The sequence below is a fragment of the Prosthecobacter sp. genome (genome assembly GCF_044232965.1).
GTDB lineage: Bacteria > Verrucomicrobiota > Verrucomicrobiia > Verrucomicrobiales > Verrucomicrobiaceae > Prosthecobacter.
The window spans coordinates 24,608-38,125 of sequence record NZ_JBIIKX010000061.1; the positions used below are offsets into that span (position 1 = coordinate 24,608).

The window sequence follows — 13,518 nt, forward strand, 5'->3', positions numbered from 1 at the left end:
TCATTCGGGTTTGGCGGCCTGGCAGTTCCAGCACAGGTCAAACGAGGCCGGATTGGATTCTTTGCACGCGGCGCAGAGCCATTCGCCTGCATCGACAGCCGTGCCGAAATGCTCGCGCAGCAGGTTCCCTGCCTCCTCGGCACGCTCTTCATCCACCACGCACAAAACGGGATCGTTCAGCGGCGTCTGCGAGAAACCCAGGACGCTCATGCCCAGCGTGCGCGTGTTCTCATTTTGCACAAAGCAGGCGATCCCGGCGGATTCGAGGATGTTTTTCGCGAAACCGACGCGCGTCGAGTCCGTGCCCACAAAGACAGGTTTCATGTCGGCGATTGAAGCATCCCGGCGCAGCTTTGACCAGCCTCAAACCTCAAATTCATCCGCCGGATCAAACGGCGGCATCGGCACGTTGATGATGCCAGCCGTCCATTCCGCCTCAGTTTTTCCACACCCAGTCGCCGGTGTATTTTGGCCATTCGATATGACGGGCTTTTTTCTCTGTTGGGAGCTTCCCACGGTCATCATTCCGATCCATGGCGATGGACCAGAGAGTAAAAGCGCTTCCTTCAATGCGATAACGCATGGGCTGCCGGTCGATGGGATCGAGCGGGACGATTGCTAGAAAGGCGGGCACAAGTTCACCGAGTGTCGCAGGCAGCTTCGCATGAGCAAGACGGTAACGTTCGATGGCGACGGCTGTGCATGCCTGACGACGCACAGCTTCGCTGTAGATTGACGGCCTCAGAACGGTCCAGCTCGTCGGGAGGGAGAGCGCAGGCAGCATGTGGTGGGGAGAGGTGATGCCTTTGTCCTCGCTCAGAATCCGTTCCAGCGTATCAATACCATGGTTGATGCTCTCCACGTTTCCCGACAGAAGAGGCTCTAGCATCCATGCGGAGTAAAGCCGGATGATGTTGGCTGCATTGTGGTCGAACCAGCCGTCGGGGATACTGCGTGCGCACAAGTCGCCCCACCAGGGCATTTCGTCCCCGTCGAAAGCTTTGACGGCGAGATCGTAGAGCTTGATGCGCTCGCCGGGCCGACGTTTGAGCCACTCGATGTTGTCGATTTGAAACAGCAGCTCCCCTCGCATGGCTTGCAGTGCCCAGCGCATGAAGTCCTGTCGTTCCAATCCCTGCTGCAGTGCGGCCAGTTGCCCCTCGGTGGCTTCGTGATGTTGAAGCAGCGACCAGAGGCTGTTCAATTCGTAAATGGAGGTGGCCTCGGCGATTAGCAGATCGATGAGCGTGGGATTCTGTCCCACCGCCTGGGTGAAACGCAGTGACGCAAGAATGGAGTGTGTCGCCTCGCCAGTGTCACCTGCAGCCGTGGCGATCTGCGAGCGCAACGCGAGAGCCCTCACAGTCGCAATGATGGAACTCAGGTGTAATCTTGGTGTTTGCATCGGCGGACCGTCGTATCCGGCACCAACGGCAGGAACAAAAACGGCCTCGGTCCTAGCCGGAGCAACATCGCTCAATTGCTTCGGCAAAGGGTGCTGATGGTCGATGGCGGTGAGAACCATCGCTGGTCCGGCCTCAGCGGTAATTTCGACATACTTGGATTCTCGCAAATACTCCGTCGTACTTTTGAAGTCGAAAGGCTGCGCCAGACTGCATCCACCATTCAAGGCTGGGAGCGGTGGTCGCTTGTCGTTGAACTCGGCGGATGACCAGTCCAGCTTTCGAAGATCCTCATGTACGGGGGAGCCAGAGCCTTGATTTTTCAATGTGAGATCTGCCAACGGCCCAAAAGCACAGAAGTTGACGTCCTCCAGGACGGGTTTGGGAATCAAGGTGGCAAAATCGAGTGTTTCGCCCGCACGCTCAAGCCTGCTCCTTGCGTCGGCCAAAGCCCGTTCACCGGTCCAGTTTTCGATGAAGTATGCCAGAACGACCAGAACGGTGAAAACCGCCATCGTCCAAATCAACGTGCGAATCGAGAGCAGGCGTTTCATGCGGGCAAAGTCAAACCTCAAATTCATCCGCCGGATCAAATGGCGGCATGGGCACATTGATGATCTTCAGCTTGCCCACCGCCCGATGCACGCAGCCGGGACGAATCATGACCGTGGTCATCGGCTTGAGCGGGATGATCTGCCCGTCGGCTTCGAGATGGCCCTCGCCTTCGAGGACGATGTAAATCTCCGTCATCTTCTGGTGGTAGTGCGCCTTGGAGTCCGCGTGGATGTCCGTCAGATGCACGGTGGCGAGGGTGTTCCAGTCTTCCTTGAAGGCACGCCGCGCCTGACCACAAGGACAAGGCGTGGGCGGAATTTCATCAAGCTGGGCGACGGCGAAGCGGGGGGAGGACATGGTTGAATGACGAATGGTTACTGGCGGCGGTGCTCTTTGGCGAAGGTGGCTGCGTCCCGGGCGGCGTGGAGGACATAGAGGATGCGAACGCCCGTGTTCTGAGGCAGCGGTCGGTAGTAGATGAGGTAGTTCGGATATTCTGTGACGACGAACATGCGAATGCCTCGTAGGGTGCGACGAAGCGGAGAATACTCGGTGCCCATTAAGGGCTTGCAGGCGAGAAGCTCGAACATGCTGGTGATGGCACGCTCCACCGCCAAGGCTGCCGCTGGATTGTCCATGGCGATGTAAGCCGACAACTCGATCAAATCGTTATCGACCTCTGGATGAACCTGCAACTGCGCCTCATGCATGACGAAGCTGCTGGACACGTTTCATCACCTTGGCGCGGATCTCTTCGCGATAGGCATTCATATCCGTGATGGTGATGAACGGCCCCTTGTCGCGCTCCTCCAAGATGTCTTCGAGCTGCTGCCGTGCCGGCTCCGCCTCCTGCTCGTCTTCCAAAGACACGGCAACAAAGGAAGCGAGGTAGCTTTCGGGCGACTCGTTGTTTTCCTTGGCCTTGCGGTTGAGGAGCGGCACCAGCGTTTCAGGAAGATGGATCGTGAACTCAGGCATGGTGTTAGATTAACATGCCGCTGGAATGGCGGCACGGCTTTTTTACAAGGCTGCTAGTGCTGCTGCCGCCACTTCAGCGGTTTGTTCGAGGTCATCACGACTGTGGGCCATGCTGATGAAACCGGTCTCGAACTGGCTGGGGGCGAAGTACACGCCGTGGTCGAGGCAGTTGTGGAAGAATTTGCGGAAGGCGGCGAGATCGGAGGTTTTGGCGTCCTGGAGGTTGTGGACTTCCTTCTCAGTGAAGAAGAGGCAGAACATGCTGCCTTTGCGATACCAGCGGTAGTTGAGGCCCTTCTTCTTGAGCACGTCGAGCACGGCGGTTTCCATGATCTGACCGAGGTTTTCGAGCAGGGCGTAGCCGTTATTCTTCTCCAGTTCGCGGAGCTGGGCCAAACCGGCGGCGAGGGCGACAGGATTGCCGCTGAGCGTGCCGGCTTGATACACCGGGCCGAGTGGCGCGAGGTGATCCATGATGTCGGCACGCCCGCCGAAGGCTCCGACGGGCAATCCGCCGCCGATGACCTTTCCAAGGCAGGTCAGATCCGGCGTGATCTTTTCCAGTTCCTGCACGCCGCCTTTGGCGAGTCGGAAACCGGTCATCACCTCGTCGAAAATGAGCAGGGCACCGTGCTTGGTGGTGATATCGCGGAGTTTTTGCAGGAAGCCGGGCTTTGGGAGAATGAGGCCCGCGTTGGCGGGATAGGGCTCGACGATGACGCAGGCGATTTCATGGCCTTGTTTCTCAAAAAGCTCTTCCAAAGCCGCTTCGTCGTTGAAGGGCAGCACGCTCGTCAATTCGGCGAAGGCTTTCGGCACGCCAGCGCTGTCGGGATTGCCGTGCGTGAGCGCTCCGCTGCCGGCGGCGACGAGCAGGCTGTCGGAATGGCCGTGGTAGCAGCCATCGAACTTCACGAGGCGGTCACGGCCGGTGAATCCACGCGCGAGACGGATGGCGGACATCGTGGCCTCGGTGCCGCTGCTGACCATGCGCACCTTTTGAATGCTGGGCACCCACTGGCAGATTGTGCGAGCCATTTCGACCTCGTAGAGGTTCGGGATGCCGAAGCTGACGCCGTCTTTGGCGGTGTTGTGGATGGCCTCGATCACTGGAATCGGCGCATGGCCGAGAATGGCCGGACCCCAGGTGCCGACGTAGTCGATCATGCAGCGATCATCCACGTCGTAGATGCGGCAGCCTTTGGCGCGCTTCACGAAGAAGGGATCGCCGCCGACGTTGCGAAACGCGCGCACGGGCGAGTTCACGCCGCCGGGGATGTATTGCTTGGCGAGATCGAAGAGCTTGGTGGAAAGGGGTCCGTTGGGCATGGCTGGTGGCACCGTGATGCCTCACGATGCCGTGCTGCGCAAGCGCGTGATGCCTTTCACGGAATCGCGCTGACCTGCACTTGCGTCTTGCCGAGCACAGTGTGGCAGTTCACACACTGCTGACGCACCGAGGCGAAGGCGGCTGTCGAGCGCTTCGCGTCTTGCTTTTGAAGCGCGGTCTTCAGTTCGGCCAGCGGTCCAAGTTCCCAGGCGGTGAGCAGCGGACGCAGATCGATCTCGGAACCACCCACGGCCTTCTGCATCGGAGCGCTGGTGATCGATTTGGAGACGCTGGAGTGCATGCGTTCCGCCATGGCGAGCGCCTCATCCCATTGACCGGCCTGCTGGAGCGTGCGCGTGTCGAGCATCTTGCGCTGCGCGGCCTTCATGCGGTGGCTGTTCAGGGTGCTGGCGCAGGAGGCCAGGGCGATCATCAAGGAGAGGGCAAGGAGACGTTTCATGGGTGCGGCGAGTGAATCACCGTCCCTCGAACCTGTCACGGCCTTTCGCCAGCGCCTCGATCTTGCGGTCGGCGATGCTGCGTTTGAGCATCCAGAAGCCGCAGTCGGGGTGGATGAACTTCACGCGGCCTGCGCCGAGCTTGTTCTCGGCGGCTTCGATGCGGCGGGCGATTTCATCAGCGGACTCGATGTGGTTGACCTTGATGTCCACCACGCCGAGGCCGACGCCGATTTTGGGATCGAGTTCCTTCAGCGCGTCGAGATCAGCAGCGGGACGATGCGCCAGTTCGAGCACGAGGTGATCGGCGCGCAAGGAATTCAAAAACGTGATGAGCGCGGACCACTCGCCTTTTTGAATCGTCTGGCCGCCGTAGTTGCCAAAGCAGAAATGGACGGCTTTCCGGCCTTTGACGGCATCGAGCACGCGATTGATGCCTGCGGCGGCGATGGGCGCATCGGCAGGATTGCCGGGAATGTTGGCTTCATCGACTTGCACGCAGTCGCACTGCAAATCAGCGGCCTGCGCGGCAAGCGCGTCGGCGATGGCCATGTTGAGCGCGGCAAAGTCGTGGTAATGCGTGTCCAGCAAGGTTCGGGCGAGCATGTAGGGGCTGGTGAGCGTGAACTTGAACGGCCCACCGGCCACTTTGCCCGCTCGGGCGCAGTCTTCAGCCAGATTGAGCACACCTTCGGTGATGGGACCGCGAACGACGGCGGCAGGCTTGCTGCGGAAAGCCATCTCATGCTTGGTACGAAACGCGGCGGTGTCCTTACGCCCCACGCGACTGTCGATGCCACCGAGCTTGTGGACGAAGTACTCGATCATGCCGTTGGTGTCGGGATGATTGACATCGAAGCGATACAGCTCGCCATCCGTCGGCAAGTCGATGCCTGCCTGACGCTGCGTGTCGAAGACCACGCGAGTGGCGTCGATGACGGCTGCTTCGCTGGGCAGGGCGCTAAGCCAGTCTGGAACAGGGTAGGAACCGACGGTGGTGGTTTGTATGCTCATGGCCGCTGATTGTGGAATGCAGAGCGCGGAATGGGAATGCGCGGGTGCGATTGTCCAAAGGCGCGGGGGGATTCGGCCATGGGGGTAGTTCTCAGTTCGCTGTTGGAACTGAGGACTATCGTTCCTTCTTCGGCCCCTTGCCGCGCACGCTCATGCGGAAGGGGACACCGGGGGCGTTCCATTCGTCACGGATGACTTTTTCGAGGTAGCGCAGGTAACTGTCGGTGAGCTTGGCGGCGCGATTGGCGAAGAGGACGAAGTGCGGCACGGGGATGGCGAAGCCCTCGGCCTCATTGACCTGCGTGGCGTAGAGCAGTTTGAAGCTGTGCGTGCTGCGTCCCAAGGCACCAGGCGTGTTTTCAATGGCGTTGGCCAGCAGGCGGTTCAGGGCGCCGGTGCCGATGCGGTTCTGCGCTCCGTTGCGTACTTTTTCGATCTGCACGAAGAGTTTGCCGATGTGGTCCTTGTTCTTGGCCGAGATGGCGACGAGCGGGGCGTAATTGAGGAAGAAAAACTCGCGGCGCATCAGCTCATCCAGAAACTCGATGCGGTCCTTCTGCGGGGCGTCGGGGTGGAAGAGATCCCACTTGTTCATGACGAGGATGCAGGGCTTGCGCTCTTCCAAAATGATCTGCGCGATCTTGCGGTCCTGCATCTTCGCTCCGGCTGCGCAGTCGATGACCAGCAGGCAAAGGTCCGCGCGCTTGATGCTCTGCACGCTACGTTCGACGCTGGAGATTTCGACCACGGTGTCGAGGTGAGCGCGACGACGGATGCCGGCGGTGTCGATGAGTTGGTATTTTTTGCCGTTCCAGGTGGCCTGGATGTCGAGCGCGTCGCGCGTGGTGCCGGGCACATCGCTGACGATGGCACGCTCCTGGCCGAGGATGGCGTTAACGAGCGAGGACTTGCCGGCGTTCGGACGGCCGACGATAGCGAGTTTCAAGGGGCGGACGTTTTGGCCGGTCTTGGCGTCCTCCGTTTCGGTCGATTCCTGCAAATCAAGGCGCTCGGCGACGAGGGCCACGAGATCATCAATGCCAAGACCATGCGCGGCGCTGACTTCGACCGTGTCCTTGAAGCCAAACTTGCTAAACTCGCCGGCATTGAGCTTGCGCTTGGGCGAATCGGCCTTGTTGCAGACGAGAATGACCGGCTTGCTGGTGCGGCGCAGCTCGCGGGCGAGGCTTTGGTCGATGGTGGTGATGCCATCGACGACATCGACGACAAACATGAGCAGATCGGCGACATCAAGGGCGATGGAGGCCTCAATCTGCACCTGGTCAGTCAAAACGTCGTCCGTGCTGGCCCCGATGCCGCCGGTGTCCATGATCTCAAACCACGCCGGGCCGCGGCGGCATTGCGCAGTGATGCGGTCCCGCGTCACCCCGGCCTGATCGTGGACGATCGAGATGGTTTTGCCGGCAAGGCGGTTGAAGAGCGCGGACTTGCCCACGTTCGGGCGTCCGACGATGGCGACAGTTTTGAGAGGGGAGGGCATGCGAGGCTACTTTTGACAGAACGGACCGGATGCTCGCAGAATGAACAGGAACAAGCCGGGCCGGGGATGGTTATACCATGCCATCTCACAGAGAATCCCGTTAATCCAGTCCCCAATCCGGTTAATCCTGTCAAAACCAGGCTCAATCCGCCCCGGCGGCCTTCAACTGCCGGACGCCGTCTGCCAGATTGATGAAGCCGGACAAGGCCGTGAAGAACCCGGCGACGATGGTGGGCCAGATGAGCCATGAGGGCGTGAGATCGAGCAAAATCCACAGAATGGCCGCCATCTGGGCAAAAGTGGCCACCTTGCCGGTCCAGTGGGTGTGGATGGTGAATTTGCCCGCAAAGTGGTCGATGAAGAAAGCGCCGCCGATGGAAATCAGGTCGCGGCCGATGACCAGCACTGGAAACCACAGCGGAAAATGCTGCCTCCAGGCGGTGAAGCTCAGCAGGATGATGGCGGAGAGCATGAGCAGCTTGTCCGCCAGCGGGTCGAGGATGGCCCCGAGCCGTGTGTGCTGGTTGAACCGGCGGGCGATCCAGCCGTCCAGCGCGTCACTGAGCGAGGCGATGCCGAACACCGCCGCCGACCACAGGCGCAGGCTCTCATTGGCCGCCCCTTCACGCACGCTGTCGCCATAGTAGATCACCAGCCCGATGAAGACCGGGATGAGCAGGATGCGGACGATGGTGATCTGGGTGGCGAGGTTCACAACACTGCCATGTTCGCGCTCGCAGTTCATGGTTCAAGAGTTGAATCATGAACTTTGAGCGCTTTAAGGTGAGGCATGCCGCGAATCGAGCCTGTGGACCTGCTGAACGCCTACTGCGAGGGAGCCTTCCCGATGGGGGAGGACGACGGCTCCATCTCGTGGTACCGGCCGAAGATGCGCGGCATCCTGCCGGTGGCGGAGTTTCATGTGCCGAGGCGGTTTGAGCGGTATTTGAAGCAGCATCCGTTTGAGTTGCGCTGGAACACGTCGTTTGGCGATGTGATCCGCGGCTGCGCCGATCGTGCGGAGACCTGGATCACGGATGCGATCATGGACACCTATGAGGAACTGCACCGCCTGGGCTTCGCGCACTGCGTGGAGGTGTGGCGGGATGGCAAGCTGCGCGGCGGCGTGTATGGTGTGAGCATCGGCGGGGCGTTTTTTGGCGAGTCGATGTTCAGCCGCGAACCGCAGGCCTCGAAGGTGGCGCTGACACATCTGCAATGGCGTCTGCACCAGCGCGGCTACCTGCTGCACGACACTCAATGGACCACGCCGCATCTCGCGATGTTTGGCGGTCATGAAATTCCCTGCGCGCAGTATTTGGAGCTGCTCCAGCGTGCGATTCTGCGGAAGGCGACGTTTATTTGAGCTGAATCAGCTCTCAAAATACGTGTATCCGCGCAGACCGGCCTCGAAGCTCTCCATGATCTCGCGGCGCTCGGTGGCGGTGATGCGCTTGGAAGCAACAGCGCTTTCGGCGAGGTTGCGGAAACGCGTCACCATGTCTTTGGGCTCGTATTCGACGTAGGTGAGCACTTCGGAGACGCTGTCGCCCTCCAGTTCGCTGTATTTGATCTTGCCGTTCTCCACATGAACGGAGATGACGTTGGTGTCGCCGAGGAGGTTGTGCAGGTCGCCCAGGGTTTCCTGATAAGCGCCGACGAGGAAGATGCCGAGCATGTATTCCTCGCCTTTTTCGATCTCGGGGTCGTGCAGCGGCAGGCTGTTGCGGATGCCGTCGGAGAGCGCGAATTTGTCGATCTTGCCGTCGCTGTCGCAGGTGATGTCGGAGAGCACGGCGTTGCGCGTGGGTTTCTCCTTGAGGCGATGAATCGGCATCACGGGGAAGATTTGATCGATGGCCCAAAGATCCGGCAGACTCTGGAAGACGCTGAAGTTGCCGTAGTAGTAGTCGGTGAGAATGGCATCAAGGCGCTCCATTTGAGAGCCGTCATGGTCACATTTTTCACGCATGCTGGCGATCCAGGTGAGGATGTCCCAGTAGAGTTCCTCGCCGTGGGCGCGTTCGCGCAGGTTCACTTTGCCGTAGTTGAACTCGGTGCGCAGCTTGTCGCGGTAATAGACCGCGTCGTTGTAGATTTCCTGGAGGCGGTCACGGCTGGTCTTGGCGGCGTTGCGCGTGGATTCGACCCGCAGCTCATGCAGATTGCGCAGAAGCGCGGGAGATTCCTTGCCGATCTCGATGTCACTGATGGTTTTGCGCGGCTCAAAACGGTTGATGTCGAGGATGTTGATGACCAGCACGCTGTAGTAGGCCACGATGGCACGGCCGGACTCGGTGATGATGTCCGGGTGCGGCACGCCTGCCTCGGCGGTGACTTCCGTGATCGCCTCGATGATGTCGGCGCAGTATTCCTTGGTGCCGTAGTTGCTGCTGGCGGCGGAGGCGCCTTTTTGACCGTCGTAACTGATGGCGAGACCACCACCGAGGTCGAGAATGCCCATGCGCGCGCCTTCTTGGACGAGGCCGACATACACGCGCGATGCTTCATTCACCGCCTGGCGGATGGCGCGGATGTTCGGGATCTGCGAGCCCTGGTGGTAATGCAGCATGCGCAGACAGTCGAGCATGCCCTCCTCACGCAGGTGATCCACGACGCGCATGAGCTGGGAAATATTGAGGCCAAAGACGCTCGCATCACCGCCGCTGCCGCTCCAATGCCCGGCGCTTTCGGTGCCGAGACGGAAGCGCACACCGAGCGTGGGCCGCAGCCCCATTTTTTTGCAGCGCTGCAGGATGAGATCGAGCTCCGTCGGCATTTCGAGCACCAGGATGACCTGCAGGCCCATCTTCTGCGCGTTGAGCGCGAGGTCGATGAACTCCTCGTCCTTGTAGCCATTGCACACGATGTAGGCCTGCGGGTCGTGCATGTAGGCCAGCGCGGCGATCAGTTCCGGCTTGCTGCCTGCTTCGAGGCCGTAGTGATACTTGCGGCCATAGCGCGTGATCTCCTCGATGACTTCCTGCTGCTGATTGACCTTGATGGGATACACGCCGCGATAGACGCCCTGATATTTGCCTTCCTTGATCGCAGAGGCGAAGCCCTCGTTCAGCTCGTCGATGCGACCGCGCAGCAGATCACCGAAGCGCATGAGCACCGGAAGCTGGGTGCCACGTTCACGCAAACCTTTGACGATAGAGGCGAGCGAGACTGGCTTGGTTTTGGTGCCGTCCTTCAAGTTGACCACGACTTCGCCCTGCCTCGAGATGTCAAAGTAGTCATGCCCCCATTCGCGGATGCCGTATAGCTCGGCGCTGGCGTCGGTGGACCATGGGGGTGTTTTCATTTTCGTGGGCGGAGTGAGGGGCGCTTTCAAGGGCCGCGATTATGGGGGCAATTCGGGAAATGCAAAGTGACATCTGGGGGCGCGGGCGCGGCCAGGAAGTCAGGCAGTGGTCAAGTGGGTCAAGGCGCGGGTTTTGCGGAAGGCAAAGGGCAGGTAGAGGACGGAGTAAAACACGAGGCCGAGGCCGATGGCGCTGAAGTTGTACCACGGCCAGGGGCCAAGCTGGTCAAACAGGCTGGCCTGCGGCGGCTTGGCGCATTGGAAGGCGTAGTTCGCACCGAAGGTGAAATTGATCACCGCGATGACGGCATACCACGCCAGGGAAAAGCCCATCACGCGCATCACCGCGCCGGGCTGCGGGCGGTGACGCATGGCGGTGACGACGTAGATCGACGTGACCGGCACGCCGCCGTGCATGAGGAAAAACATGAAGTAGCGCAGGTCCGGGCACTCATAAATCAGCGCCGGTGTCAGCAAACCCTGCAAGGTGCCGGCGAGGCCGAAAAAGTACACCACCTCGCACCAGAACTGCCGCCGCGTCCACAGCGCTATGCCGCCCGCGATGGCGGCGATGTCGCAGAATTGCAGCGGCAGGGCCGTCTGGGCCGTGAGCGATCCGTAATACGCATGCACCACCAGCCCGACCGGATACAAAGCCAGCAGCATGCTGCCGAGCACCCGCTGTGCGATCACTCCGTAGCGCGTGCGCGCCAGCACGAGCATTACGATGAAAAGTACCAGCGTGGCAAACAGCGCCGCCTTGTGTGAGGGACCGTAGGGATGAAAGGCGGGGGACATGGCCGCGCATCATACGCGCCAGTTGCAGAAGTCAGCCGGTTTGTGCAATGCTGCGCACATGCTGAAGCCGACCCGATTCCCCTCGAGCGCTGTGCGTCCCGTCAAACAGCTCGGTGGTGGCTGCGCGGCCCTGTTTGGCCTGCCCTTCATCGTCGCCGGCCTGGCAGTCGGCTGGTTCCTGTATTTTCCAGGGGTCAGCACCTGGTGGTCGGCACGCGGCTGGGAAGAGGTGCCGTGTTTGATTGAAAACGCGGAGATGAAAACCTCACGCGGGAGCAAAGGTGGCAGCACGCACAAGGTGGAGGCGCACTATCGCTACCATTATCGCGGGCGCACCTTTCACAGTGAGGAGGTCAGTCTCACCGGTGGCTCAGACAACATCGGTGACTTCCAGCAGAAGGCGCATGCGCAAATCCGCGCATTTGAAGGAACTGAGCGACCGTTTCGCTGCTATGTGAACCCCGCGAAGCCCGAGCAGGCTGTGCTGTTTCGCGAACTGCGCTGGGGATTGATGCTGCTGATGTCCATCTTCCCGATGATCTTTCCGTTGGTAGGCTGTCTGGTTTCGGTCGGCGGTATCTTCACGGCGCGACAGGCCGCCCAGGGAAGGAGGCTCGAGGTTCAGCATCCCGGTGAACCGTGGCGCTGGCGGGCGGAATGGGCGGGAGAGACGATCCAGGCTTCAAAAAACGGACTCGCCTCTATCCTCGCCGTCGCAGGCTGGATTTTGCTAATTCAGGGGCCGCTGGCGCTGGCGATCATCGTCAGTGGTGAGCTGTCGCATTCATTCGTGGCCGCGCTGGGTCTGCTGCCTTCGCTGCTGGCCTTGATTCCGCTGTTCTTTGCCTGGCAGCGCTTCAAAACGCGCTCGGCGCTCGGCCGTCCGTCGCTTTGGCTCAAACAAACACCGCTCCGGCCTGGTGGCGCGCTGGAGGGCGAGCTGCGCTTTGATCGCGTGCTTTCGCCACGCGAGGTCATCCAGGCGCGGCTGGTCTGCCAGCGCAAGATCACGAAGCGCAGCGGCAAAAGCACCTCCACCACGACGGAAAACATCTGGGAGCACACGCAGACGCTTTCCGCCAGCGAGGCGCGGCGTGAGATGACCGGCGTGGCGCTGCCGCTGCGTGTTGAGATTCCACCGGGGCTGCCATGCGCCTTGGTGGAGGACGCCGCGTTCTTCACCGGGAGCAACGAGCAGCATGAGTGGTGCCTGGAAGTCAGTCCCGCCAACGGTGGCAAGGCCGCCGTGCTGCCGCTGCCGGTGTTTGTCACCGGCGAGCAGGCGAAACTCGCCGAATCTGACACGAGCTACGAGGTCGAGGCCATCGCGCCGAGCACGGAACAGTTGGTCGAGCGGCTGAAACGTGGTGGCGTGCAGGTGGAGTTCGATGCGGACGGTCTTCCCACGCTGTTCGTCTGCCCGCCGGGCCGGTTTCGTTTCCTGAGCCTCTTCCTCCTCATCTTCGGCTCCATCTGGTTCATCGTTTTCTTTGTGATGATGTCCCAGGGCGCGCCATGGCTGTTCCGCATCATCTGGGGCATCACCTCGCCGCTGATCCTCGGCATCGGCCTGTGGACGCTGCTGCACCACCGTCGCGTCGAGATCACGGCCGACGAGCTGCGCATCGTCAACCACCTCGGGCCGTTTTACTCGTGGCAGGAAAGCTTCGCCCCGCGCCACTTCGTCGGCTTCTCTCACGACTCCAACATGCAGTCCGGCAACCAGTTCTACTACCGCGTCCTCGCCGAAGCGACCTTCGGCAAAAAGAAAACCCTCATCGACGGCATCACCGAATCTGTTACGGCGGAGACGCTGGCGAAGAGGTTGGATGACTGGCGCAAGCGTGGATAAGTAACGCGACAATCAAGATCAACGATGACCATGCTTTCGATAATTCTAGGAGCGGTTCTTGCCGTGGCTGTATTCTACTGGACCATCTCGACATTCATTGATGTGGCAGTGGCTTGTATCAGAGCGTCCGGTTACAGCAGTATCTCGGCAGTCCCCTTTGTTGCTACGATCATGGGGCTTATCGCTGTCGCAATAGCTAGCAGCCTGTTGAAAAAGAGGGGTTAAAAAGGCCAAAACTTGGGGGCCAGTCTTCTTCGCGGCCTGGGTGCTGTTGGTGGCCGATTCGCATGATGGAACCTTGTGGCGCTCTCAAGCGTGTCCA

14 protein-coding genes are annotated in these 13,518 nt (G+C 60.5%); 2 read left to right on the plus strand and 12 right to left on the minus strand.

What is annotated here, in order from left to right:
* The 10 genes from ACILSI_RS20535 to pgsA all read right to left on the minus strand — a co-directional run bounded on the left by ACILSI_RS20535 (position 1) and on the right by pgsA (position 7,984).
* Positions 1 to 324, minus strand: coding sequence for a DUF2007 domain-containing protein (locus ACILSI_RS20535; RefSeq protein WP_395723786.1), 324 nt, complete (start codon positions 322 to 324; stop codon positions 1 to 3).
* 112 nt (positions 325 to 436) lie between these two features.
* Complete coding sequence (locus ACILSI_RS20540) at positions 437 to 1,957, minus strand: hypothetical protein (protein WP_395723787.1); 1,521 nt, start codon at positions 1,955 to 1,957, stop codon at positions 437 to 439.
* Positions 1,958 to 1,967: 10 nt separating this feature from the next.
* Positions 1,968 to 2,315, minus strand: coding sequence for a cupin domain-containing protein (locus ACILSI_RS20545; protein WP_395723788.1), 348 nt, complete (start codon positions 2,313 to 2,315; stop codon positions 1,968 to 1,970).
* Between the two features lie 17 nt (positions 2,316 to 2,332).
* A complete protein-coding gene (locus ACILSI_RS20550; protein ID WP_395723789.1) occupies positions 2,333 to 2,686 on the minus strand; it encodes a type II toxin-antitoxin system RelE/ParE family toxin in 354 nt (117 codons plus the stop codon).
* Complete coding sequence (locus ACILSI_RS20555) at positions 2,661 to 2,936, minus strand: hypothetical protein (protein WP_395723790.1); 276 nt, start codon at positions 2,934 to 2,936, stop codon at positions 2,661 to 2,663. The genes ACILSI_RS20550 and ACILSI_RS20555 overlap by 26 nt, the downstream gene beginning before the upstream one ends.
* Before the next feature lie 42 nt (positions 2,937 to 2,978).
* On the minus strand, positions 2,979 to 4,265 hold the full coding sequence (gene hemL, locus ACILSI_RS20560) for a glutamate-1-semialdehyde 2,1-aminomutase (RefSeq protein ID WP_395723791.1): 1,287 nt from the start codon (positions 4,263 to 4,265) through the stop codon (positions 2,979 to 2,981).
* Between the two features lie 56 nt (positions 4,266 to 4,321).
* Complete coding sequence (locus tag ACILSI_RS20565; RefSeq protein WP_395723792.1) at positions 4,322 to 4,726, minus strand: hypothetical protein; 405 nt, start codon at positions 4,724 to 4,726, stop codon at positions 4,322 to 4,324.
* Positions 4,727 to 4,742: 16 nt separating this feature from the next.
* Positions 4,743 to 5,738, minus strand: coding sequence for a cobalamin-independent methionine synthase II family protein (locus ACILSI_RS20570; RefSeq protein WP_395723793.1), 996 nt, complete (start codon positions 5,736 to 5,738; stop codon positions 4,743 to 4,745).
* Between the two features lie 115 nt (positions 5,739 to 5,853).
* Positions 5,854 to 7,239 (minus strand): ribosome biogenesis GTPase Der, encoded by a 1,386-nt coding sequence (gene der, locus ACILSI_RS20575; protein ID WP_395723794.1) that lies wholly within the window; start codon positions 7,237 to 7,239, stop codon positions 5,854 to 5,856.
* Positions 7,240 to 7,381: 142 nt separating this feature from the next.
* Positions 7,382 to 7,984 (minus strand): CDP-diacylglycerol--glycerol-3-phosphate 3-phosphatidyltransferase, encoded by a 603-nt coding sequence (gene pgsA, locus ACILSI_RS20580; protein WP_395723795.1) that lies wholly within the window; start codon positions 7,982 to 7,984, stop codon positions 7,382 to 7,384.
* Between the two features lie 45 nt (positions 7,985 to 8,029).
* On the opposite strand from pgsA, the gene aat reads away from it, so the two are divergent.
* Complete coding sequence (gene aat, locus ACILSI_RS20585; protein ID WP_395723796.1) at positions 8,030 to 8,605, plus strand: leucyl/phenylalanyl-tRNA--protein transferase; 576 nt, start codon at positions 8,030 to 8,032, stop codon at positions 8,603 to 8,605.
* Positions 8,606 to 8,611: 6 nt separating this feature from the next.
* Here aat and speA read toward each other — a convergent pair whose 3' ends face one another.
* Positions 8,612 to 10,546, minus strand: coding sequence for a biosynthetic arginine decarboxylase (gene speA / locus ACILSI_RS20590; RefSeq protein WP_395723797.1), 1,935 nt, complete (start codon positions 10,544 to 10,546; stop codon positions 8,612 to 8,614).
* Between the two features lie 99 nt (positions 10,547 to 10,645).
* Positions 10,646 to 11,344, minus strand: a complete 699-nt coding sequence (locus ACILSI_RS20595) for a TIGR02206 family membrane protein (protein WP_395723798.1) — start codon at positions 11,342 to 11,344, stop codon at positions 10,646 to 10,648.
* Here ACILSI_RS20595 and ACILSI_RS20600 point away from each other — a divergent pair.
* Positions 11,343 to 13,196 carry a DUF3592 domain-containing protein gene (locus ACILSI_RS20600; RefSeq protein ID WP_395723799.1) on the plus strand — a complete coding sequence of 618 codons (1,854 nt, stop codon included), beginning with the start codon at positions 11,343 to 11,345 and terminating at the stop codon, positions 13,194 to 13,196. The genes ACILSI_RS20595 and ACILSI_RS20600 overlap by 2 nt on opposite strands.
* Positions 13,197 to 13,518: the final 322 nt, after the last annotated feature.